This window comes from Mycoplasmopsis agassizii, from assembly GCF_002272945.1.
In the GTDB taxonomy this organism is placed as follows: Bacteria; Bacillota_I; Bacilli_A; order Mycoplasmatales; family Metamycoplasmataceae; genus Mycoplasmopsis_B; species Mycoplasmopsis_B agassizii.
Genome location: NZ_NQMN01000001.1, coordinates 589,081 through 615,013, shown reverse-complemented (window position 1 = coordinate 615,013; position 25,933 = coordinate 589,081). Strand labels below are relative to the sequence as shown.

Here is a 25,933-nt window from a genome sequence, read left to right as displayed (position 1 = left end):
AGATTCATTGCTATAATAGAGCAATGAATCAAGAATTTAACGAAGAAAAAAACCAAGCACCACAAGAAGTGGATGCAAAGTATAAATATTTAACTGATGGTGACATTCGTAACCATTCTAAAAAGTCAGTTTTATTTACTAAAAAAAGTTATTATGCTTTAACCTTTGGCTTTTTTGGTTTATTTGTCATGATTTTTGTTTTCCTAACGTGACTGTTTGCTTATTTAGGAGTATTTGAGAAAATAATTGCCTTACCTTTTGGTAATATGGTTATTACAGCATTAGCCATTATTACACTAGTTATTATGATAGTTGACATGTTTATTCGCCCACGTGTCAATGATAAAGTTAAGATCTCAATGACAGTCTTGATGCTAATCAGTATCAGTTTATTGTTTAGTTTATTAATTTCCTTTATTTGGCAATCTTTTAACTTCACTAGTTATCAAGTTATTTTAACTTTAGCAATTCCTGGAGTCTTTTTAGTGTTTGCAGGAATAGTTGGGATGTCAAAATTCTTTGACTTAACAAAATGATACGTTGCTTTAGCTTTTGCAGTTGTTGCTCTTTTAGTAACTACAGTTGTTAGCTGATTTGTATTTAATAACTGAATCGCAGTAATTGTTGTTGCAGCAGTTGTCTTAGTATTTTTTATTTTAACTGCGATTGAAATGCACATGATTAAAAGACGTGCTCAATTTATTGAAAAACTTGGACAACGTTTAACTGTTAGTGAAGTTATTGCAACAAGTATTGCTTCAGCATTTCAAATCTTTTATTTCTATATTTATATGCTTTATTATATTGCAATGATTTGGGTAAGACAATAGCAAATGCTTAATAAAATAATTTGCTTTAATAAAAAAGAAAATGAACTAATTGAAGTTAGTTCATTTTCTAATGCTTTTTATTTAGAAAATAAAAAAGATAAAAAGGATGTTTTTAATAGGGAACTTTGTTTAACAAAACAAGCCCTTGATTTTCTGAAAATAGTCAATTATGATTTATCTAAATTAAATAATTTACTAGTATTAGAAATAGGCGAAAATAACTTAATTCAATACTTTAATAACGGCTTAATTTATAAAGATTTAAAGACTTTAAATTTAGTTCAATATGAACCAAATTTAAGACATAATCATTTAAATAGTTTAGAGTTTAAATTGAATTTAAGAGCCTTCAAAACTGATGAAAATGAATATATTAAAACACTAGGTTTTCTATTTAATATCTTGAATAGTTTCTTTAATATTAGTAGTTGATATTTTTCTTCAAAGTTTATTCATGAACATAAATATTTAGTTAATGAAGCATTTAAAGTTGCTCAAAAACTGGGAACAAAAATAGATGCCATCGACATCTATTTTGATGAGTTTAATTTAAGAAATGAAAAGCATTACTTAAAAGAAATAGAACTTATTAAAAATAGTATAAGTAAAAACTAACGGCAAAATGCATCGTTAGTTTTTTTATATTAGACACTTAAATTATTTTTTAAGTGACATTGTTTTTTGGATAGAACCATCTTGTTTATAAATGATTACTGTAGCACCTAAATTAGCTGCCATTTTTTTAACTGCTTCTAAAGCTTCTTCTTTAGTAGCAGTTTTTTTACTTGCTCTTTGTGAGTTACCACGTTTGATTTCTCAACCATTAGGTTTTCCATCTTTGTCACGTGTAGGAACTAAGTAATAAGTATTTGTTAAGTTTGATTCTTTTGTTTCTGTACCCATTGATACTCCAATATGATTTTGTATATGTTTATATTATATTATTAAATAATAGATATATTATAATAATTATTATATAACAGCAAAGTTTTTTTGTACAAAATAATATTTAAATATATCTAGATATATTTTTCTTACAGATATAGTAGTTTTTTTAAGAAGGAGCAATGATTTTGTTAAAGATGATCAAAATCATGAATTGATAAAAAAGCCAAAAAAGTAGTTTTTGAGTGCAAAAAGTACTCAAAAACCGACTTTTTGCTAGAAAAATTCAATATTATTTATTTTATCTTTTTCAAAAAGATGCTTACTTATTTTTTAAAAGTTGAGCATTAATTTGCTAAAATAAAAACATGAATTTGATTTGCTAATTTTTTACTCATCATAGTTCTACAATTTTTACAAAATTATCTAGAAAGGAATTAATGTCTAAAAATAAAAATCAGGACACTGCAGAATTGCCTACAAGAGATAATCGAAAAATAAGTGTAAACGTTCAACTAGAAGTTATGGGGAAAAGACCACTAAGTGTGCGTCTTTTTAAACTTTTCATTTATTTAATCTTTGCTATCTTTTCTGCATTGTTGACATCTTCAAATTGAGCAGTTAATCAAGGCTACAATTCAAGTAATGCTGACTTGAATAATATGGGTATTTGATGAATTATTTGATTAGGAGTTATTGGTGCAGCTTCAATGGCTGTCATGTTATTTGTTGGTAGATCACTAAGAACGATTTGACCAGTTAAATACCATATTGCTATCTTAGTTTTTGTTTCTTCGCTACTAGTATCGATTTTAGTAGCAACTTTTGCATACCAAATTGATGGTACTGCAATTGACGATTCTATCGTAACAAGAACAACATTATTTATGGTAATAGGAATAGTTAATGGGGTTATTCAGCTCGCAATCTTGATCTACTTCATGATTATTTCTAAACAAATTTTTCCACAAACTTTCCACTCAGCATTATTGGCATTGCCATGAGTTGCGATCTTCCCAGTTTATGGAGTTATTTTAAGAGAGTATGGAATTTCTACAGCAGAACAAAACCAAACTCAACAAAGTGCTTACACAATTATTTTAATTGTGCTAGCAGTATTAACGGTAATTTATTTTACAATCGTAGTTGTTTATTCAAACCTATTCAAAAACAATGTTATTTCAAACTTAACTAACCGTGAGTTAGAAGTGATTGAAAGAAACAAAGAAACATATACTTTTGAAATTCTTAATATCGCAGCAATTATGTTTGTTCAACCAATTGTTTTAGGTACAAACAATGCAAATTTTTCTTTAACTAATGTTAATAACCCTGCATTCATTATTGTAGGTGCTTTACTAAGTACAATTTTAGTAGTTCTATACATTTGACATACAAGATCAAGACGTAATAAACTAAAAAGTAGTAAAGACAATTTAGTTAGTCTATCACCAGATGGTTCAATCAACAACACTAAAAATGCTTTAGAAAATTCATTACTATATTCAGTCTATTTATTCTTCATATTGATTATCAATATGATCTTAATGGGATTTGCAAACATTGTTGGTCCAGACCATACATCTGCAATTTACTTAACAACAATTACAGGTGTAGGATTTTTAGTAATGACAGTTTACAATCAAGTAACTGATTTAAAAACTCCTAACATTAAAAATTACACAGCCTTGACTGTTTTATCAATTCTTTTTGGATTAGCACTATTATTAGGAATTTTATTCTCAACAATTGATGATGCTTCAATCATTAGAACATTCTTATCATTAAATGTTGCTCTATGATTAGCAATTATTGTCACAATCGGAATCTTCTTAATTTTATTAGTAAATATCTTTGTAACCTTCTTAGCAGTTACAGGTGGAAGAGTAAAATTATTCAAATCTAAAAAAGAAGCAAAAACACAAGAAGTTGAAAAACTATCTTTAAAAGAAAGCGATAAAATCGCTGTTGCGCAAACAACTGAAATGAAAGGTTAATATATGAAAAGAAAAAACAAAAACACAAATGAGTTAATTGCTGAAGAATTTGGAGCAACTTCAACACAACCATTAAACACAACTAATTCAGATGATGACAAACTAGAAGGGCTTGAAGAACTAGAAAACTTAGCTTCTCAAGGTGTAACTATTATTCCTAAAAGTGAATCATCATGAAGAGGTTTAGATCAAAATAAAGATTATGTTGATCTATTTTCACAAACTAGAGAAATTGCTGCTAGTGCAATGTTTGATATTGAAGAAATGCGTGTACTTGAAGATGATTCAAGAAAACGTGCTGAAAAAATTGAACTACTTGAAACTTATAATAAGGATTTAAATGCTAAACCTTTATCAGGTCTTGATTCATACGATAGTTATGATTTAGTTTTAAATAAATCAAGTTGAAACTACGGTGAAATTATGAGCCGTAACACAGCCTTTACAATCAAAGATTTAGCACTACAAACTCAGTTATATTTATATGATGGAAAAATTGTTGAACTATCAAAAATTGAAGACTACATTCACCAATTTATTAGTGATGTAGTAAAACACATAGCAAATGGTTATGCAGTTTTATTAAACCCAATTATTATTTTTGATACAGTTCGTTTTGCTAAAACATCAGTTTTACCAATTACTGTAGCTAACCCTAAATTAATGTCTCCAGTTAATTTAATTGAATGAGATCAATTTGTTTCAGGCGAAGACAGAAGACAAATCATTGATACTTTTATTATCATGATTGAAAATGCTTTATCAAATGGACATGAAGTTGAATTCTTTAAAGAATCTTTATTAATTAGAAACGTTCAAGGAATTCACTCACTATTCATCACTGAAAATGCTGCTAAATGATTTAATTCAAGAATTTCTTCAGAATATGTGGACAAAGTAAATTCAAGTGCTGAAGCAAACTAATTTTAATAACGTAATTAAAATCAAGAAAGGAAACTAATGAAAAGAAATGAACTAGAAGATAAAAAACGCAGTTTAGAGTTCTATCATAATTACACTGACATTTCTAAGATTACGTTATTGCGCAAGTTAAGTATTGAAATTGAAAATTTAAATGTTATCAATAACATTAAATCAGCAAATAACCACTTACTTAATAAAATTAGTAATCGTTGATTAAAAAAATACAACGATTACTATGAAGCAAAAAATAATCTACCAGGATTTTTCATTTTAGTTGATCCTTCAAAACTTGATGATTATTCAAAAGTTGCCCTTGCTAAATTAACAGAGCAAATTGAACGTGACATTAAAAAAACTGATTACGTTGTTACTGTTGGTTTACAAACAGCAGCACTTGCTGAAAAATACAGTCTGCAAGTTGTTGAAAACTTAGAATATAGCGAATTTGAAAATATTGCTAAATTCGCCGAAAAAATCTCATCACTAGTTGAATTAGGATTAAACAATAATATCTTTGGCCGTGTTAAAATGATTTTCACTAAAAACGATATTATCACCACAGGTCTAGTTGAAAAAACTTTATTCCCTCTAGATAAAAAAGATCTAGAAATCAAACGTGAAAGAGTTGATGAAGATGGTGCTGTAATTCTTGAAACTTCACCAGAAATGGAATGAGCAAATCAATACATTAAAATTATTGAAAGTATTGATTTAAAGAAAACAACTTGACAACCTGATATTGCTAACTTCTACAACTTATTTGCTCGTGCAATTATTAAAAGTTTAATTTTTGAAGTAAGAATTGAAGAAAGAATTGCCGACTTAAGAGTTGAGTTACAAATTCTAGATCAAAAGAAAAAAGATCTAGAAGAAAAACTAACTGAAGTGCAATTACAAGTTAACCGTATTCGTAAAGAAGAAACAACTTTACAATCAATGATCTTGCATACAGCCTTTAAAACAAGAAAAAAACGCAAAGGTGCAGATGTTGATTATAAAAAATACAAAACATTCGTGGCTGAGAAAGTTAAGAAAGGTTAATCATGAGTTTAATTTTAAAAACAATGGTTCCTGAAGAACTTAAAGAAATCATTAAAATCTCAGAAGAAGTGATTGATAAAATTACAGTTATTTCTGTCAATGGTTCACCAAAAGAATTAACTGCTGAAAAACAATCAAAAACTTCAGTAACAGTACATGATGCTCTTGCTTTAATTATTTCAATTAGAAATAAAAACACTTACGATGCACGCTTAGTTTATGTAATTGCTGAAAACGTGATGATTGTTATTAACGATGAAGGTACTTTAATTTCTATCAATGGTTTATTACAAATCATCCCTGATGAAGTTTTCTTAGAATTTTATAAAAAAGATGTTGAAGTACGTTCAATGACAACTGAAAAAGTTGAAGATTTCTTAGAAATCAATAAATCGCAATCAGTTGCTAAAATCTTTGCTGATATTGGAGAATACTTTACAGCCGAAAACTATCAAGTTAATAACAACATTTTCCGCTTAGTAAGACATAGAAGCCAGTCAATTGAACTTGTTAAAAAAGTGCTAGTTAAATCATTAGTTGCATGACAACTAAAACAATAAGAAAGGGGAATTTCAAAAGATGAAAAAATTAAATTCAAAACAAAAAGCAAATCTTAAAAAAACTGCTCTTTATTCTGGGATTGCCCTAGCTAGTGCTTCAATTATTTCTGCAGCAGCAATCATTGCTACTCAAAATAATGAAAATGTTTTACTAAATTCAATTAAAGCTGAAAATGCCACAATTAGTCAGAACGTAACTGGGGGAGAATTAAAAAATTCAGATGTTTATTTCTCTATCGGTGAAATTCTAGACTATCAAGTTGAAGCGGGTCAATATGAAAATATTATTGCTAACTTAAACTCATTTACAGGTTCATCTTCAACAGCAAAGTCACAACTTTTAGAAATTGCCAATAACTTAAGATTCTACAAACTTTGAAAACAAATTGAAGCTAATACTCCTGATATTGATGTTTTAAATCAATGAAAAGCATTAAATCAGGGTGCACAAATTTTCAACACTTTAGAAGAAGTTATTACATCTCAACAAAACATTCAAAGCTTAGTTGCTCAGTTAAACGGTTTTACTACAGGTACTAAAGTTTCAATTACAGGATATGGAAATACTTCTTCAGCAATTGCTACACCGATTGCAGGTGCACAATTAGTTAATTTAAGTAATTCACCTTCACAAAACACATCTTCATCAGTTACTTTAAATAATGAATATAACACTTTAATTAAAATCGGAGTTATTCCTGCAACTGCTAATGAAGATATTGTTCTATCATTCAACCGTGAAACTCAAGCAGTTAGTGGAATTCACCAAGGGCGCTTAATTATTAAGGCAACTAATGGTGAATTAAACGCTGTTAATACAGGTTCAATTACGCAATATGATCAGAATTTAAACTTCTTTGGGCGTTGAACTAACTTGTCTAATGCTGAATTAACAACAACTAATAATTCAGTTATGCAAACAGTTGATAACTTTATTCTTTCAAAAACATCAACAGGTTATGACTTATTTGTTAGAGCATTAAACCAAGAAAAAATTTCTGATATTACAATTGAAGCAGGTGGAGCATCACTTACTCAGTTTGGAATGTTAGATGCACAGCTAAGAACTTCAGATGTTAAACTAAGTTCAAATAGAATTGCAACAACTAGATTCTTCTCAACTTCAACAGTAACAAGTGGAACTAGTGATAATCAAAAATTCACTGTTTATCTAGGTAATTCTGCTACCAATGCTGATACTGCAGGATTTATTCACCCTATTTATCTAAAAAGTCCTAACACACCAATTGATCAAAACTCATACGTAAGAGCTTCAGATAATAATGGTGCTGATGTTAATATGGTTTTACAGTTTTCACCTCAACTAGTAGATGGAAACTTAGAAAACCCTAACTTAAGAGCCCTTCCTAAAGACCTAAATGTAGTTGGTGCAGGGGGAACAAGTTTAAATGCAGGTGCTATCACTATCGGAGCAAGTATTTATCAAGAAAATGCTTATGCAGGTTTTGATATTAACTTCTCAACAGATACTTTCAGTTTCAACACTGCAAAACAAAACACAGCAGGTAATTATGAATATGATGGTTCAGTTGTCTTAACTGCAGAACAATATGCTAATAAGATTTTCTTTGAAAAACCTTCAACAGCAAATCCACTGCAAACACTAAGAACTACTACAGTTCCTACTGTAACAGGGCGTAACCGTAATGCCGAAGCTAGACAATTACTAGCAAATGTTTACCAAAACTGATCAACTGCAGGTGAATCAAAAACAGCTGCTTCAACTGTTTTTGCTAACAACAACTTATCATTAACAAAAGTTGTTGCAAATCGTGATAGTGCAGGGCGCTATAGCAATATTAATTTATTTGGAGAAACATCAATTTTTTCAGGTAAAGGTAATGAACTTTATACAGAATTAGTTGATGCTAACGCTACATTAAATGCAATTTTAAACCAATTAACAGGTTCAACCTTGCAAGCAAACGTCTATACAGTTGCTAATAATAACTCAGTTGATATTATTAATAACGCTTTCTTTGGTCAACTAAATGCAACCGATACTGCCTCAGTAGTTGATACCATTAAAGCAGCACTAGAAGACGAAACCCAAACTGAAGATGCAATTTATAACATTGCAGAACTACAAATGGGAAACTTAATCAAACTAACTTTTGATTCTTTATTAACAAGAGTTAGAGATAAATTAAACTTAATCTACACAAGTGCTTTACAAGAATTCTTAGCAGCAACTACCTTAACAGAAAATCGTAGTTTCAATACTGAATTCATTACTTACACAGAAAATACTAATGTGCGTGCTAATTTAGCAACTAATAATGTCACAACTTTAAGTTTATTTTCAAGAAATAATTCAGTCAATTCTTTAACTACAAACGCTAGTTTAACAGGTGCTGCTCTAGCAAAATCATATTTAGATTTAATCTTTACTAATCAGTTTGGAAGAACTTTATACGCTTCACAAAACTCTGCTAGTTTAAATACTTATGAAACTTTTGCTGCTGATTATACAGCCTTAACTGATGCAGAAGCTCTATCTAAAGCTGCAGATGCTGAAAAGAATAATTACTTAACAATTTATTCACAAATTCTAGGAATTATTAATCTAGATTGAGATAACGTTTTAGCTTCTTATTTACTTAGTGGTGATGCAATCGACATCAAAGGTACTGGATTAGCAGAAAACGATACAAGTTTTGAAAAATGATTCCAAAGCTTGAACACTGCTTTAGATTCTACCTCTACAGAAGCATCTTCACAAGCACTTTTAAGTATCTATGGTAAAGAGATTAGAATCAGTAATATTGATAACTTAATCACAGGTGCAAACCTTTATAAATCTTTACAAAAACGTCAAGAAATTGAAGCTTCTGTCTCAACAATTACTGACGGACAGCGCACACAATTAAATCGGCGCTTAGAAGAAAACTTGACAACCTTACCTGTAATTGCAAATATTGCTTTAGTAACAAATAACATTAACCCAATTAATTATGTTACAACCTTTGCTTCATCAGGTCAAGCTCAATTTACTTTAGCAGAACAAATTATTAATGATTTTGATCTTGCAAAACAAGTAACTTACACAACCACTGATTTACAATCAGCCTTGGCTGTGACTGCTGAACAAGCAAACCCCGCTTTTGTAGGAACCTTATATGCGCTAGCAATTGTCTTTGTCGCTTCAGGAATTGCTTTAATAGCCCTACGTAAAAGAGCCATCGCTTCATTAATGACTAAGACCATTAAATATGTAAGTTATGCAGTAGTAGCTGTTGGGGTCTTAATCTTAATTGCTGCAATCGTAGCAACAATACTAATATAGGAAAGAGGAAAAATGACAACAAAACTTAAAATTAATTCTATTAAAGATAATATTGTTACTGTCTCAGGTAAACATGACTACCAATTCTTAGAAGTTGTTACTTTTGCAAACGATACTCAAGGGATCGTTTTAAAAGCTGATACAGATAAAGCAGAAGTTGGTCTGCTAAACATTAACCAACAAAAAGATCTAGAAGTAGGAGATAGTGCTACTGCTACAGGTAAAATCTTCGTCGTAAATATTTATGACAACTTACTAGGTTCAGTCGTTGATACAGCCCTTGCTGAATTAATCTCATTCACCAAGCGCTCAGACGATGTTTTAGCCGTACAAGATGTTTTTGCTGAAGCAAAACCAATTTATACAAGACGTGCTATTTCACAACCACTAGAAACAGGAATTACTGTAGTTGATGCGATTTTACCAATTGGTAAAGGACAAAAACAACTGATTCTAGGGGATAAAGGGACAGGTAAAACAGCGATTGCATTAAATGCTATGATTGCTCAAAAAGACAAAGAAACTGTCAATATTTATGTTGGAGTAGGAAAAAAACGTGAAGAAATTGTCGAAATTTATTCAGTTCTAAAACAATATGAATTAATGGAACAATCAATCATTTTATCAGCTGCTGCTGATGAAACTGCTGTTGCTAAATGATTGATTCCATATGTAGGAGCAGCTGTTGCTGAGTTTTATCAAAGCCAAGGGCGTGATGTTTTACTAGTTTTTGATGATCTAACTAACCATGCTGATGCTTACCGTGAATTATCATTATTATCAGGTTCAGCGCCAGGTCGTGAAGCTTATCCAGGGGATATTTTCTATACTCACTCAAGACTACTTGAAAGAGCAGGAAGATATCTAGATAATTTCGGTGGAGGTTCAATTACCATGCTACCGATTGCTCAAACATTAGCTAGTGATATTTCAGGTTATATTCCAACTAACTTGATCTCAATTACTGACGGGCAAATCTTTACATCAACTACCTTATTTAATGCTGGAAAACGTCCTGCGATTAATGTAGGGCTATCAGTTTCACGGGTTGGAACTCAGGCTCAAGAACAAATCATGGTTGATGCTTCTAAAGGGATTAAACGTTTACTTGCAGAATATGAACGTAATAACCAACTTGCTTCATTTGCAACCAACTTAGATAAATCTCAATTAGAACTAAATGATTTAGGAAGAGTTTTTGAACTACTTGCTGATCAGCATGAATATGAAGTTGTTGATTATCATACAACTGCCATCATCATTTTCTTATTGAAAAAAGGTTACTTAAGTTTCTATAAAGATAAAGACCATGACTTAAACTTAATTAAGGATGTTCTAAAAGTCTTCTTTGCAAAAGATGTACTTGGTAAAAAACTACGTCAAATTATTAGAAAACATAGTATTGATAGTGAAGTTGTTGAACTATACATTCACCACCTGATCTTAGCTCTACTTAAATACCACTTATTAACTGAAAATGCTTACTTAGCAAAAAACAATCAATTTATCAGACTATACAAAGACATCAGAAACGACGGGCGTGTGCTATTAGCCTACGAGCGCCGTGGTCTAGAGAAAGGAATCGCATATGAGTACAACTAATCACAAAGAATACTACGAAAGTTTATACTACAACACCCTAAAAATGGGTGCTACTCGTAATGGGATTAAAGTTCGTAAAGGAACTAAAAAAGATAAATTAATTGAAAACATCTTAGCTTATGATGAAGTTAATAAAGTGTCTATTAAACAATGGTTAGAAAATCGTGACAAAATGTCTGAAGAAGAACGTGCGATCGAAGATCTAAAATTTGTTGAAGCAGAAAAAGCGTCAAAAGCACCTAAATCAAAAGTAAGCACAAAAACTAAAGAAGCAAAACTAAGCAAAACTACTGAAACTACTTTAATTAAAACAACTAAAACTAAAGAAGTTAAAGTTTCAGATAAAACTAAAACTTTAGAATTTGATGTAGTGGCTGAATCTACACAAGAAATTAAAAAACGTGGACGCAAATCTAAAGCAGAAAAAACTCAAGAAATTGCTGCTCAAGGTGATGTAAATCCTCTTGCTAAAGATGTTGAAGAAGAATATCTACCTTTCAGTGACACTGACTATAAACGTGCTACTTACTATAAAGTTTATTCACCAGAACAACTATGATTATTTACAATTGATCAACTGCGTGTTCTAGCTAGAATTTACAATATTAGTGCTTTAGAATCAAAAGACCGTGTTACTTTAATGAAAGCAATTGCGGCTAAACAATATTCAAAAGAATTCTTGAAAAAAGTTGATGAAGTCTTAAAACCAAGAAAACGCTTCATTGCTAAAAACCGTTTAGTTGCTCTTAAAAACAAAAACTACGTGATCGAAGGTTACGTTGTTGAAGTTAAATCACAGGTTTACAAAATTCAACTAAGCAAGAAAACAGAATTACCTTTTATCGGTTCAGTGTTTGAAATTGAAGTTGATAATAACGAAGTTCGTTTACTAGAAGTTGCTGAAATTTTATCAGAAGATTTAATTACAGGGTTTGTGCTAGGACTTGAAGCAGGAATTAAAATTGGTTCATTTGCAAAAAGTAAAAACCAACCTTATTCATTACCTATTTCAGAAGCAATTCTAGGTCGTATCATTGACCCAGTTGGTCGCATTTTAGATGATCCTACTCACTTAATCAGTGGAGAAAAATATGCACCACTTATTAATGATGCTAAAGTTGCTAAAGATCGTTACAAAGTTTATCCAAAAACAGAAATTCTAGAAACAGGAATTAAAGTTATTGATGTTTTACTACCGATTGCTTTAGGGGGTAAAACAGGACTACTTGGTGGAGCAGGTGTTGGTAAAACAGTTGTTGTGCAAGAGTTAATCAATACTTTCATTAAACACCACGATGGAGTTAGTGTCTTTTCAGGAATTGGAGAGCGTATTCGTGAAGGTCATGAATTATGACAAGAAGCTAAAGAATTAGGTTTCATTGATAAAACTACCTTCATTTTTGGGCAAATGAATGAATCACCTGGACTACGTTTACAATCAGGATTTACTGGTGTAAAAGTTGCAGAATACTTCAGAAATAACTTAGGAAAAAACGTTCTATTATTCATTGATAACATTTTCCGTTACTTACAAGCTGGTTCAGAGGTTTCTTCTTTACTAGAAAAAACCCCTTCAGCCGTAGGATATCAACCTTACTTAGTTACTCAAATTGGGAAGTTGCAAGAACGTATTAATTCAAACGTTGATGGAGATATTACTTCAATTCAAGCGATGTATATTCCAGCTGATGATTTCACTGATCCAGCTGCTGTTGCAGCCTTTGCTCACTTTGATTCAACTATTATTCTAAGCCGTAAGTTAGCTGCTGAAGGGTTCTACCCTGCAGTTGACCCTCTAGCTTCATCTTCAAAGCTATTATCAACTAAGTTTACTTCAAAAACTCACATTGATACAGCTAAAGAAACAATTCAGATCTTAGAGAAAAATAAATCTCTAGAAGATATTATTAACATCCTAGGATTTGATTCACTAACAGACGCTGATAAAAACACTGTTAGAATTGGACGCCGTTTACGCCAATTCTTAACACAACCATTTGTTGTTAGTGAAAAATTCACAGGACAAAAAGGAGTTTTCGTTCCTTTAAAAGAATCTATTAAAGGAATTAGAAAAATCCTAAGTGGTGAATTAAACGAAATTCCAGAACACTACTTTTCATATGTAGGAACAATTGATACAGTTATTGAAAAATGAAATGACTATCAAGCAACTGCAGAAATTGACAGTGAAGTTAATGCTGATGCAACTGCTACACTTGAATCTTCAGTGCTTTAATTTACAAATTAAACTTCCCTTTGAGGAAGTTTTTTTATTGCTTTAAAGTGAAGTTAAAACAATAAGAAATTATAAGAAAAAGCACCTATAAAAAGGTGCTTTTGTTTACTTATTAAGGTTATAAACTATTTGATTTTTTTATTAATTTCAGCAACTATGTCAAGAATGGCAGATAAAGTTTTTTCAATTACAGTGACCCTTTTTTCAAGAGAATCAACTTTATTTTCAAGTTTGTTGACTTTTTCTTCAACAGGGGCAATAGCTTGTTGGATAGTTTGCTTTACGTAAATCTTATTTCTTTCTTCAGATTCAGAAATTAATCCAATAATTTCGACTTTTAGGTCTGAAAGAGCATTTTTTACATATTCTTCAGTAGCATATTTAAGTTTAGGTTTTCTTTTCACTCCACCACCTCCTGTTTTAGGTAACTTTTTTGATTTTAAATGAACTTGTAGTTCAATTTCATCATCAACTTCGTTGTTGATGTTTTTTAAAATTCTTACGCTTCTTTTCTTGCTAAATGCTTTTTTAATATTACTACACATTTGAGCTGCTATATCTTCATTTTTTGTTTCATTAATTAGATCGTTTTTATCTTCAATCATTAATTCCTTATTTTTTCATAAATTTGTGAGTTTAAATAATTTTCTAGTTATATTTTATGTTTGCTTATAAGGCTATTTCTATTTTCTAATATTTGTAACTGATTAACTAAAAATGCTTATTAATTTGTTATTCTCACCTTTTAATTATAACCTTAATTAAGACTGATTTAACAAATCTAGTTTGCTAATTTTTGTTAGTTCATCTTAAATATGAACTAACAAAGTAATTTAATAGTAGTCTTAACTACTATTAACTTGATTTTTTAACAACGTTAAATAAAGATATGAAAAAAAGCAATTTCTGTGCTAGATAGTTATATAATTAAATAAAAATTAGAAAAGAGGAATTATGGCATTTAAACCTGCTCCATTTATAGAAAAAAGTCTCTCAGCAATTACAGGTGTTAAAAAGATCCTAATTGTTGATGGTGATGATAGCCGTGCCCTAGAAGCGGCAAAAATTTTAAAAGACCATGATAAAGTTGAAGTTACTTTATTAGTAGAAAAAGATATTCCTAATCTAGATGTTAAAACTATTAACATTCACGCTAACAAAAGCCAATATGAAGGCTTTGTCACACGCTTATTAGAAATTAGAAAAGGTAAAGAAACTGAAGAAGCAGTGCGTGCTGCTTTAAAAACTCGCCCTTACTATGCAATGATGCTCTTAAAATCAGGGATGTTTGATGGCGTAGTTGGTGGACTAGTGTATACTAGTGCTGACATTTTACGCTCAGTTTTTAAAGTTATTGGACCACGCAGTGGAACAAAAACTATTTCATCATTAATGCTGATGGTAAAAGGTGAAGAAGTTTACACTTTTACAGATATTTCAATCAATGTTAATCCTACATCAGCACAACTTGTAGAAATTGCTAATAACACAGCCAACTTTTTAGAAGCATGAAATATTAAACCACGCCCTGCTTTCTTATCGTTTTCAACTCAAGGTTCAGCCGTGACTGAAGAAAGTAAAAAAGTTAGCGAAGCAACTAAATTCTTTAATTTAGAAAATCCACATCGCCTAGCTTTAGGGGAAATTCAATTTGATGCTGCTTTTGATAAAGAAGTTTTAGCTAAAAAATACAAAAACCCTGAATTTAGTGAACCTGCAAATATCTTTATTTTCCCTGATATTAATGCAGGAAATATTGGATATAAAATCGCTCAAAGAATGGGTAATTGAGAAGCCTATGGACCAATTGTTACAGGTGCAGCAATGCCTGTTAATGATCTAAGTCGTGGTGCTAGTTTAACTGATTTAGTTAACACAATTTTTATTACAGCAATTCAAGCAAAAGGAACTAAATAATGTCAAAAGTTTTAGTTATCAATGCTGGTTCTTCATCAATGAAAGTTGCACTTTTAGAAACAAGCAATTTTGAAGTAATTGCTAGTGGTTTAGCAGAACGTATCGGTTTAGAAATGAGTCACATTACTTTCAAATTTAAAGAAAAACACGAACTAGAATTACCTTTAAAAAATCACGAAGAAACTGTTGAAGCATTCTTAAAACTATGAAAAGAAATTGAACTAGTTAAAAATAATGAAGAAATTACTCATATCGGTTTTAGAGTTGTTTCAGGTGGTCCTACTTTAACTAAATCAACAGTTATTACTGATGAAGTTGAAAAAATTATTCGTGATTATATTCCTTTTGCACCACTACATAACCCTGGTGCTTTACAATCAATTGAAGCGTTTAAAAAGTTAATGCCACATGCTAAATTATCAGCAACATATGACACTGCTTTTCATGCTACTTTAGATAAAGTTAACTATGTTTACCCAATTCCTAAGTCATGAACTGAAGAATTAGGAATTAGAAAATTTGGTTTCCATGGAACCAGTCACCTATTTATTACAGAAGTAATGCAGAAATTACTGAAGAAAGACAAAGTTAATATCGTAAATTGTCATATCGGTAATGGTGCTTCTTTAGCAGCTATTAAAGATTCTAAATCAATTGATACTTCAATGGGACTAACACCACTTGCTGGTGTAATGATGGGAACACGTAGTGGAGATGTTGATCCTGCAATTGTTGATTTTGTTGTTAAGGCAAAAAATATTAGTGCAGAACAAGCAACAAATATTTTAAATAAAGAATCAGGATTAAAAGGTGTATCACAAGTTTCAAGTGATATGCGTGATGTTCAAGAAGCTGCTAAAGCAGGTAACAGGGATGCTGAATTTGCCCTTGACTTGTATGCACAAAAAACTGCTGATTATTTAATTAACTATTTAAATAAAATAGGACCAAATATTGATGCTATTACTTTTACAGCAGGTGTTGGTGAAAACTCAGCTTCAACTAGACAAGCAATTATTGAAAAAATTAATTTAGTTTATATTAAATTAGATCCTGAATTAAACGCAATTCGTTCATCAGAACCACGTTTAATTTCTACAAAAGATAGTTCAATTGCTGTCTATGTTGTGCCTACAAATGAAGAATATGTAATTGCACGTGATGCAATTGAACTAGGTTAATTTTTTAAGAAATAAGAACAGTTTTTTTGTTGATATTTCTTACTAAAATTACCTAAAAAAGATTAAAATTATTTGCAAATAAATTAAAATTTAGCAAAAGAAAGGTTATTTAAGAAATATGTCAAAATGAGATAAATTATTCAAAAATCTTAAACAATTAGAAAAGTTAGATGTTGATTTTGAGTGAGATTTAGATTTTGATGATGAAGACTCATCAAAAGAAAACGCAATGAAAATGTCTAAACTTTTTAGAAAACTATCACAAAAGTACGGACAACAAAGTGAAATCTTCGAAAACATCGCAGATGAATTCGAAGAAGAATTTGAAAACACTATGTTTGATACAACACATGAAGAAGTTGAATCAGATTCAGATTCTTCTGAACCTAAACGTAAAAAACATTTCACACATGTTTGTCGAATTGTTAGAGATGAGAAAACAGGTAAAACTGTTGTAGTAACAAAATCTGGCAAAAAATACGAGTGATAAAATTAATACAAAAGAAAATAGAAGCAAGTAAAAATGCTTCTATTTTTAAATCTATAATTTTAAAACTAAATCATATTTATCAGCAAACTCATCTGAAACATTGTGACTAATATTAATCATCTTAAGATCTTTATTTTCTAATAAAGATTTTTCTATTTCAATTGCACGTTCTCGGTCAATATTAGCAAATGCTTCATCTAGTAATAATATTTTATTATCCCTATATAAGTTTCTGGCAATATCTATTCTTTGTTTTTGTCCTGTTGAAAGCTCTTCAATATTTTGCTTATCAGCAAGTTCAAAATCAATTTTAGAAATTGATTTTACTCTCAATAATTTAGTCTTATCTAAATTATCATAACTCATGGCAATGTTTTCATCAATTGATAAATCTAGAACTATATTATGTGAATCAATATAATTTAAACTATTGTAAATTGAAGATGTATCTATTTTAGAAATGTCATTATTATTAATTTTAATTTGACCTGAATAATCATTATTAAATTTTAATAATGAATTTAAAATAGTTGATTTACCAATCCCGTTTCTACCTTGAATTAGAATTTTTTTGACCTTATCATTTAAAGCAAAATTTAATTCAGAGTGCTTAGTTGTTTTAACATGTGGTGATTTGAAGTTGTTAAAACTAATACTATTAATTTCAAGTTTTTGAGCTTCATCTTCAAGTGTAATTTGATCAAATTCTTCTTTTCATTTATTAATAATTGCTACTCTAGATTTTAATTGAACTATTGAGTTAGATATAACTAAAACAGCCTGTTTTCCGACATCAAAACTATTTTGAAGTGATGCGATAATAGCAACACTTGGAATTAAAAATAATTCCAAATTACTTGTAGTTCTACCCACATAAATTAATCCTAAGGTAAGACCTATTAAAAGTGAAACATAAATCAAAAATACTAAATCTGAGACTGCATCTGATAATAAAAGAACCGAATCTTTTTTAACTTCAGCATGATATAGTTTTTTATTTGAATCAGTTATTTTCTGCACGACTTTATCAATATAAAAGTTAAGTCTTAAATATGCCAGATTGTCAACAAGTTTAGAGACATTAATAAAAAACTTATCAAATACTTTTGATTGATTCAAAACATATTTTTTAGTTATTTTTGTAAACAGAAAAGGCACTGATGAAATAATTGCTAATCCCAAAACAAATGCTGCTGCAATAATTACACTGCTTGCAGGCAGTAAGCTAAAGCCAATTACTAATGCTAGAATTTGTATAACAGATTCTACTATATCAAAATAAGTAAGATATGTTATTGACAGGGTATTCAAATCTGTATTAAATCAGTTAAAGATTTTTTCACTGCCAATTTTTTTAAAATTGTTGAAGGATAACCTTGAAACATAATTTTGAAAATCACTTTTTATTGATTCCTTAATTCTAATATTCAATTTTCTCATTAGTAAAATTTTTGTTAGTATAGAAACGATATTTATAAAAGCTGAAATTACAGCAACTACTAATCATATTTTTATATTAACTGTAAAATCATTTGGTGAACTGATTATTTCACTTAAAAGCTGATCAATAAAAAGAGAAGTTAAAGCAGTAAAAACTGCAGAAGAAATGGTTACTAGTAAAGTCAAAAATGAAATAAAAAAATTAACTTTTAAATAGTAAATTGCATTTCTATGATAGTTCAATAATTTCATCAAAACCCCTTTCTATTTCATCATCTAAATGGTGAGCAATAACAAAAAGTGTAAGCTCTTTTTGATTGGTTAAAAAATCATTTAATTTAATTTTAACTTTTTTATCCAAATTAGAGAATGCTTCATCAGCAATTAAAATTTTATTATTTTTATACAGTTCTCTAGCAAAAGCAACTTTTTGTTTTTCACCCGAAGATAGTTTTTCCATATTTTTAGTATTTAATAAATCATCACTTATTTCTAAAATATTGCATAAGTTTTTAAGTTTATTTTGATCAAGTTCTTTTTCCAAAATAATATTATTTAAAATATTATCATTGAACAAAAAAGCCTTATTTGTTAAATATGAAATTTTCCTTATGTAGTCATCTTTTGAAATATTTTTTATGTTTTTATTATTTATAAATATATTAGATTCTTCGTTTTCATTAATACCTAAAATAAATTTAATTAATAAACTTTTTCCACTACCACTTGCACCTTTAATCAAATATTTTTTATTTTTTTCAAATGCAAAATTATTTTTTGAAAATACTGGTTTCTCATTATTATTAAAGGTTAAGTTTGTTACATTAATATTTTGAATTTCTTCATGAAACTCAGATGAAATAAGTTCGCTTTCAATCTCGAATTTTTTTAATAGTATTCTACTTGATCTATATGAGATTCCACTTCTTATTAATATAGAAAATGATGCAATTAGTGTTCCAGATAATCCTATAATAGAGATTAAGAAACCTGCTTCTAACTGCCCTGGTATGTAATAAAAAACAAGGACTGATGCAACAAGAGTACTAAATTGAATAATAAAAATTGTAATATTTAAAATTGCAATCATTACCATTAAATTATTTATTGATTTGTAAGATTTCTTTTTATATACTACAAATATTTTAGATAAATATTCTATAAAAAAAGATCGTTTATTCGTAAGTCAAAAAGTTTTGTAACTGTTAAATGATTTACCTGCATCTCTTACATATTCTGATTCACTTTTTTGTTCTAGCAAATAACCTCTCTCTGTATATTTTTTAGATATTCTATTTACTAAGAAACCTAGTATAACAATTATTAGAGATATTCAAAGTAAGTGAATTCAAATTATTGATACTACAACTAGAGTAGAAATAAATAAAGCTGAATAAAATAAAAGATAAATAAACTGGTCAAGGTACGAATTATAAACCTGATCAATATTATTTGTATATAATGAGCTCAGTTCTAATTTTTCCCCTAGTTTCTTCAAAGAAATTTTAGTTATACCTTTTGAAACATCTTCTCTAAGTTGAAATGTACTCTTTCTAAGCAAAATTATTCTAAAATATCTTCTACAAAGAATTGAAACGGTGTTGACAAATAATATAATGAAGAAAAGAATTATGTTTATGGTAGCTATTGCAGGGTCAACTAATTCTGAGTTTGAAAAGATATAGGTTTGAGCAATTTTACCAGCAAAATATAGCACCAGTGGTGATGTTGCTGCATTAATTATTATCGCCATAATCAATAAGAAAAAGATTAACTTGTTTTTTAAAAAGTATTTCATATTTGTTCCTTTTTTTAAAATGATACGTGATAAAAATATTTTCTAATAATTTGTAAATTAAATAATTATGAAAAAATTAAAGTTGTCTTTTAATTTTATAAAAAACTTCTTTTAAAATTATGAAAAGAAGTTTACAAATAATATTTTAAAGTTTTAAAACTAGATCATATTTATCAGCTAACTCATCTGAAATATTATGACTAATATTAATCATTCTTATTTCTTTATTTGCTAATAATGATTCTTCAATTTCGATTGCTCTTTTTTTATCGATATTAGCAAAAGCTTCATCTAGTAATAAAATTTTATTACCTCTATATAAGTTTCTAGCAATATCAATTCTTTGAATTTGTCCAGTCGATAAACTGCTAGCAAGTTGATCCTTTTCTAATTCAAAATCAACCTTAGAAACTGTTTTTACAACAGTTATTTTATTTTGATTTTGACTTTCAAAATCAAGAGCAATATTTTCATCAATTGAAATATCGAAAACAACATTATGAGAATCAATATAGCTTAAACTTTTATAAATCGTTTCAGATGATATTTTTGAAATATCTTGATCATTAATTTTAATTGATCCCGAATAGTCTTCATTAATTTTTAAAATTGAATTTAAAATAGTTGACTTACCAATTCCATTTCTTCCTAAAATTAAAATTTTTCTAACTTGATCATCTAATTTAAAATTAAACTCTGAATATTTATTTGTTTTAACAAATGGTGACTTGAAATTTTCAAAACTAATACTTTTAATTTCAATTTTATTTGCTTCATCTTGAATTTCAAGTTTTGAAAATTCTTCTTTTCATTTATTAATAATTGCAGCACGACTTTTAATTTGAATATATGTATTTGATAGTGTTAAAACTTCGCTTTTACCACTTGTAAATATATTATCAATTGTTGACATTAAGGCAATTCCGGGAATTAAATATACAGGTAAATTACTTGTTGTATTTCCTATATAAATTAATCCTAATACTAATCCCATAAATAAAATTAAATAAATTGAATAAGTAATATCTGCAACTGTATCAGATATTAATTTAACATAATCTTTTTTAATATCTGCTTTAAATAAGTCATGATTTGATGCGCTAACTTTATTAATTACTTTATTTAAGTAAAAATTAATTCTTAAATATTTTAAGTTTTCTAAAAGTTTTGAAACATTAATAAAAAATTTATCATATGTTTTTGATTGATTTGCAACTTCTCTTTTATTCATTTTTGCAAAGAAAAATGGAACAATTGAAATTATAAATAATCCTAAAATAAATGCTCCTGCAATTATCACGTTACTTGAAGGAATAAATACAAATGTTAATATAATTGAAATAATTGCAACAACTGCACTAACAATATCATAAAAACTTGTATATGCTTTTGAAAGATTAACTATGTCAGTATTAAATCAATTGAAGAATGTTTCACTACCTATTTTCTTAAAATCATTTGCGGAAATTCTTGAAATATAATTTTGAAAATCATCTTTAATTGATTTTTGCATTTTGATTCTTAATTTTCTAATCATAACCTGATTAAGAATTGAAAAAATTACGAAGAAAACTCAACCTAAAATTGAAACAACTAATCAAGTAACAACTTTTTGATTTAAATCATTTGGAGATGCTAAAATTTCAGTTAATAATTGTGTCAAAAAGAGAGGGGAAATTGCCCCTAGTGATGCAGAAATTGCTACTATTATAAAAGTAACAAATGAGTATCAGAAATTTACTTTTAAATAATAAAGTGCATTTCTATGATATTGCAATGATTTCATCAAATCCCCTTTCAATTTCTTCTTCTAAATGGTGCGCAATAACAATTAATGTTAAATCTTTTTGCTTTGTTAAGAAATCATTTAATTTAATCTTGACATTTCTATCTAGGTTTGAAAATGCTTCATCAATTACTAAAATTTCTTTATTTTTATATAGTTCTCTAGCTAAAGAAATTTTTTGTTTTTCTCCAGAAGATAATTTTGCTGTATTAGTTGCTTTTAATAGTGTGTCACTGATTTCTAAAATATTACAAATAATTTGTAAACGATTTTTATCGAATTTAGCTTCTACCAAAATATTATTTATGACACTATCATCAAATAAAAATGCGTCGTTTGTTAAATAGGATAACTGCTTTAGAAAATCGTTTTTTGATAGTTGTTTTAAGTTTTGATCATTAACTAAAATATTTGATTCTTCATTTTCATTCATACCTAAAATAAATTTTAATAATAAACTTTTTCCACTACCACTAGCACCCTTAATTAGATATTTCTTTTTTGTTTCAAAAACAAAATTATCGTTCTTGAAAATGTCTCTTTCGCCATTATTAAAAGTTAAATTTGAAACTTTAATGTTTCTAACTTTTGTTTTTAAATCTTCTAATTTAGGTTCTTGTTCAATATCAAAAACTTTAAATAATGCTTTACCTGCTTTTACTGAAAATACACTACCTAATGTCATTGAAAATGCAGAAATTAATGTTCCTGATAAGCCTAAAATTGAAACTAAAAATCCTACTTCAAATTGACCTGGTATAAAATAGAAAATTAAAATTGAAGCAATTAAAGTTGAAAATTGCACAAGTACAACTAAAGCACTAACTATAGAATCTATAGTTAACTGAAAATTAAATGATCTATACGCTCCTTTTTTAAAATTTGCAAAAGATCTTAAAAGATAGGACTTGAAAAAGTTTTGTTTTGAATTGAATCAAAACACTCTATGGCTATTAAATATTTTGTTTGATTCTGAAACATATTTTGATTCACTTTGCTGATAAAGCACTTGAGATTTTTGAGTAATTCCTTGTGTCAAAATTGTTATAAGAAGACCAAGTAAAATAACTATTACAGAAATTCATAATAAATGAATTCATATAATTGACATTAATACTATAGCAACAATAAAAGTTGCACTGTAATGAATTAAGTTTAAAAAATCTCTGAAAAATGTTTCCTTTACTTGCTCAACATTATTTGTATAAATAGCACTTAATGAAGAACTATCTGATAATTTTTTAAGTGATATATTTGAAATTTTTGAAGATATATCTTCTCTTAGATAAAAGATACATCTCTTTATAAGATTGATTCTTAAATAGATTCATATTGCACCAAATAAAACAGCAGATGCTGTCAATGCAAATAAGACAATAATATTTATAATTGCCTCATTTTGATTAACTAACTGACCATTAGCAAAAACATATGTTTGAAAAACTCTTCCTAAAAAGAATAATGCAACTGGTCCTGATGTAACTGTAATAATCATTACTAAAATAGTTGATCAAAAAAGCAATTTGTTTTTAAAAAAATATTTCATATTTTTCCTTTCGTTATGAATTATAAATTTTAATAATTTAAAATTTTAAATAAGAAAATGCTTCATCAAAAATGTATAAAACACCTGGAACACCGATCATGAATTTATTATTTAAAATTGTATTTCTGTAATCTCAAATTTTTAATTTATTAGAATCTTTATCAATTGACATTGATGTCAAAATTAAAAAATCTTTTAAATCATCTGAGATATTTTTTTTAATTATACTGTTAAGTTTTAGTACAACATGCATTGCTCCTGCAGAGCCATGCATAAAATTAATTTTGGGTTGAATAGGATTATTAATTGAATTAAATAAAATTTCAATTAATATGAAAATTCCTTCATTTTTGTCTAGTTTATAAATTTCGAATAAAACAAGATTAAGTAGTGCGGTTCCATCTTGAATATTAGGACTAAAATAGTTTTCGTTTTTCACGTAGAATATACCATTTGAAATCACAAGCATATCATTTAGAAATTGAAGAGATTTCTTCTTGTTTTTTTCAATAAAATATAAATCAATAAATTTATAAAAAGGCATTTTATTAACCAATCACTTTTCAACGTGTTCATGGTTAGCTCAAAATGAGTTTTGATAAATAGGGTGAAAAATTAATTTTAGGTGAATGTCATCAGGAATGTTACTTATTAAAGATTTAGAATTATCTATTTCTTTTACTAATGAATTATGTGTTTCAATAACAAAGGAATTTCAATTACTTGTATCTTTATATTCTTCTTTTAAAAACTTTAAATTTAATTTAGAAAGTTGTAAAGCAACATTGTCTCAATTTGGATTTTCAATAACTGATAATAAAAAACTAACTAATTGGTTTGGTATTTTTCTCTTTTCAGAAACATATTTGAAATAATCTAAATATGCAGTTTGATTGTTTGATTCGACTAACTTATTAGCATTAGTTAATAAACCAATTATCATAACACTTAATTTAATTATGTCTGCTTCATAATCTTTTTTATTTATATGAATTAAAGGTAAATTAAATTCTATGTTGTCAATTTTTAATTCATTTTTAATTTTATAGGATGCATCAAAATCGATAAATCAAAGCTTATTATTTTTGATGTCATAAACAAAATTATCTAGATGAAAATCGTTGTAAATAATTGAATCTTGATGAAGTTTTTTTAATGTTTTAAATAAATTTTTAATTAACTTAATAACATTACTAGTTCTTGTTTTATCAATGCTTTTTAAACCATAATAAAACATTAATTTTTGCGATTCTAAAGTAGAACCATCTATGTATTCTCTAATAATAAAAGTATGATTTTTGTAATAAAAATATTCTTTTATTTTTGATACAAAGTCACTATTTTTTAATAACTCAAGATTACTAATTTCATTCTTAGCAATCATTTTATATGATAAGCCTTTCTTAACTTTAATATAAGGTTTAATACATTTGAGAATAAATTTTTTTCCATCTTTTTCTACAAGAGTCGTAAAACCTGAATTATTTTCACTTATCATTTTTATAAATTTATATTTGTGTTTTTCAAATTTAAAGAGATTATCATCTGAAAAGAAAAAACTTTTTAGTGAATATTTTTCAATATTACTTTTTTGTTTTTCATTCTCAAAATTAAATCTTGAAAATCTGTATTGAACTACATTATTAATGCCCTTTCGCATATCAGTAATAATTAAAGGACCATTATAGTTCATAAAAATTTTGCTAAGATTTTTATAATGTAGTTTCATAGCATTTTGATTAGGAAAATAAATAGTTATAAATTTTCCCTGTTGTTCATGATTATAAATTCTTGTTAAAGTTGTAAATAGATTTTCATAACTTGAAATAAATTTAAAAGTCAATTTATATTTCAAGCAATAAAAGTAAACTTTTTTCAAAATCTCATCAACATTTTTTTCAATTGAAGAAACATGTATTTTTCAACCAAAAATTTTATTTTCTGCATAACTGAAAATTTCTGAAGAGCAATAAAAAGAATCATCACACTTAAATTTGCGATGTAACATGTTTAAAATACTAAAACTTGTTAATCTTTTTACTTTCATGCTTTAGATAATACTAAAAAATATTTTATTTTGAAAAAACTTTTTTAACTGTTATACAAAATTCTAGCAATTCGGATAGTAAATAAAGAGATTTTATGAATAAATTTCTAATAAATCTAGAAATAAATTTATGTACTAGACTTATAAGTTGAAAACTAATGCTGATTTTATCTGCTCTTACTTTGCTAATCAACACAAAACTTTTCTAGTTTGTTTTGCCAAAAGCAACTTATTTATGGTATAAATTAGTTAGCTAACTTCGATGAAGTTGGTTCTAATTCACTGAATTAGACGTCTGCCAAGCCTTAACATTCATTTGTTCATGTAGCTTCTTCAGATGATAATC

19 protein-coding genes are annotated in these 25,933 nt (G+C 27.9%); 12 read left to right on the top strand and 7 right to left on the bottom strand.

Annotated elements, in window-relative coordinates; all coding sequences use genetic code 4:
• Positions 1–23: 23 nt before the first annotated feature.
• Together CJF60_RS02500 and CJF60_RS02495 are read left to right on the top strand one after the other, a co-directional pair.
• Complete coding sequence (locus CJF60_RS02500; protein ID WP_084232335.1) at positions 24–830, top strand: MAG0110 family membrane protein; 807 nt, start codon at positions 24–26, stop codon at positions 828–830.
• Positions 831–833: 3 nt separating this feature from the next.
• Positions 834–1,445: a hypothetical protein gene (locus CJF60_RS02495; RefSeq protein WP_084232336.1), complete on the top strand. Its 612-nt coding sequence runs from the start codon at positions 834–836 to the stop codon at positions 1,443–1,445.
• A gap of 42 nt (positions 1,446–1,487) precedes the next feature.
• On the opposite strand, the gene CJF60_RS02490 is transcribed toward CJF60_RS02495, so the two are convergent.
• Positions 1,488–1,733 carry a DUF2188 domain-containing protein gene (locus tag CJF60_RS02490; protein ID WP_084232337.1) on the bottom strand — a complete coding sequence of 82 codons (246 nt, stop codon included), beginning with the start codon at positions 1,731–1,733 and terminating at the stop codon, positions 1,488–1,490.
• 422 nt (positions 1,734–2,155) lie between these two features.
• Between CJF60_RS02490 and CJF60_RS02485 the strand changes: the two genes are divergently transcribed.
• The 7 genes from CJF60_RS02485 to CJF60_RS02455 are packed head-to-tail and all read left to right on the top strand — an operon-like array spanning position 2,156 to position 13,382.
• Positions 2,156–3,712, top strand: a complete 1,557-nt coding sequence (locus CJF60_RS02485; RefSeq protein WP_095279128.1) for a hypothetical protein — start codon at positions 2,156–2,158, stop codon at positions 3,710–3,712.
• 3 nt (positions 3,713–3,715) lie between these two features.
• Positions 3,716–4,636 carry a hypothetical protein gene (locus CJF60_RS02480; RefSeq protein ID WP_084232339.1) on the top strand — a complete coding sequence of 307 codons (921 nt, stop codon included), beginning with the start codon at positions 3,716–3,718 and terminating at the stop codon, positions 4,634–4,636.
• Between the two features lie 36 nt (positions 4,637–4,672).
• Positions 4,673–5,677, top strand: a complete 1,005-nt coding sequence (locus CJF60_RS02475) for an MMOB1630 family gliding motility ATPase complex subunit (RefSeq protein ID WP_084232340.1) — start codon at positions 4,673–4,675, stop codon at positions 5,675–5,677.
• Between the two features lie 2 nt (positions 5,678–5,679).
• Positions 5,680–6,237, top strand: a complete 558-nt coding sequence (locus CJF60_RS02470; RefSeq protein ID WP_084232341.1) for an MMOB1640 family gliding machinery internal complex protein — start codon at positions 5,680–5,682, stop codon at positions 6,235–6,237.
• A gap of 19 nt (positions 6,238–6,256) precedes the next feature.
• Positions 6,257–9,544 (top strand): hypothetical protein, encoded by a 3,288-nt coding sequence (locus tag CJF60_RS02465; protein ID WP_084232342.1) that lies wholly within the window; start codon positions 6,257–6,259, stop codon positions 9,542–9,544.
• A gap of 12 nt (positions 9,545–9,556) precedes the next feature.
• Complete coding sequence (locus CJF60_RS02460; protein WP_095279127.1) at positions 9,557–11,146, top strand: MMOB1660 family gliding motility ATPase complex subunit; 1,590 nt, start codon at positions 9,557–9,559, stop codon at positions 11,144–11,146.
• Entirely contained in the window at positions 11,133–13,382 is a 2,250-nt protein-coding gene (locus CJF60_RS02455) for an MMOB1670 family gliding motility ATPase complex subunit (protein WP_234805280.1), read from the top strand. Before CJF60_RS02460 ends, CJF60_RS02455 begins: the two co-directional genes overlap by 14 nt.
• A gap of 125 nt (positions 13,383–13,507) precedes the next feature.
• On the opposite strand, the gene CJF60_RS02450 is transcribed toward CJF60_RS02455, so the two are convergent.
• Positions 13,508–13,987 (bottom strand): hypothetical protein, encoded by a 480-nt coding sequence (locus CJF60_RS02450; protein WP_084232344.1) that lies wholly within the window; start codon positions 13,985–13,987, stop codon positions 13,508–13,510.
• 349 nt (positions 13,988–14,336) lie between these two features.
• On the opposite strand from CJF60_RS02450, the gene CJF60_RS02445 reads away from it, so the two are divergent.
• The 3 genes from CJF60_RS02445 (at position 14,337) to CJF60_RS02435 (ending at position 16,970) form a co-directional block, all read left to right on the top strand.
• The gene (locus CJF60_RS02445) at positions 14,337–15,299 is read left to right on the top strand and encodes a phosphotransacetylase (RefSeq protein ID WP_084232345.1); all 963 of its coding nucleotides are present in this window, start codon (positions 14,337–14,339) and stop codon (positions 15,297–15,299) included.
• Positions 15,299–16,480, top strand: a complete 1,182-nt coding sequence (locus tag CJF60_RS02440; protein WP_084232346.1) for an acetate/propionate family kinase — start codon at positions 15,299–15,301, stop codon at positions 16,478–16,480. The genes CJF60_RS02445 and CJF60_RS02440 overlap by 1 nt, the downstream gene beginning before the upstream one ends.
• 118 nt (positions 16,481–16,598) lie before the next feature.
• Positions 16,599–16,970, top strand: coding sequence for a hypothetical protein (locus tag CJF60_RS02435; RefSeq protein WP_084232347.1), 372 nt, complete (start codon positions 16,599–16,601; stop codon positions 16,968–16,970).
• 51 nt (positions 16,971–17,021) lie between these two features.
• Here CJF60_RS02435 and CJF60_RS02430 read toward each other — a convergent pair whose 3' ends face one another.
• From CJF60_RS02430 to CJF60_RS02410, 5 genes are all read right to left on the bottom strand, one after another.
• Entirely contained in the window at positions 17,022–18,662 is a 1,641-nt protein-coding gene (locus CJF60_RS02430) for an ABC transporter ATP-binding protein (protein ID WP_084232348.1), read from the bottom strand.
• Positions 18,640–20,208, bottom strand: coding sequence for an ATP-binding cassette domain-containing protein (locus tag CJF60_RS02425; protein ID WP_084232349.1), 1,569 nt, complete (start codon positions 20,206–20,208; stop codon positions 18,640–18,642). Before CJF60_RS02425 ends, CJF60_RS02430 begins: the two co-directional genes overlap by 23 nt.
• Before the next feature lie 145 nt (positions 20,209–20,353).
• Positions 20,354–21,994: an ATP-binding cassette domain-containing protein gene (locus CJF60_RS02420; RefSeq protein ID WP_084232350.1), complete on the bottom strand. Its 1,641-nt coding sequence runs from the start codon at positions 21,992–21,994 to the stop codon at positions 20,354–20,356.
• On the bottom strand, positions 21,972–23,540 hold the full coding sequence (locus tag CJF60_RS02415; RefSeq protein ID WP_084232351.1) for an ATP-binding cassette domain-containing protein: 1,569 nt from the start codon (positions 23,538–23,540) through the stop codon (positions 21,972–21,974). The genes CJF60_RS02420 and CJF60_RS02415 overlap by 23 nt, the downstream gene beginning before the upstream one ends.
• 37 nt (positions 23,541–23,577) lie before the next feature.
• Entirely contained in the window at positions 23,578–25,587 is a 2,010-nt protein-coding gene (locus CJF60_RS02410; protein WP_084232352.1) for a class III lanthionine synthetase LanKC N-terminal domain-containing protein, read from the bottom strand.
• Between the last annotated feature and the right edge of the window lie 346 nt (positions 25,588–25,933).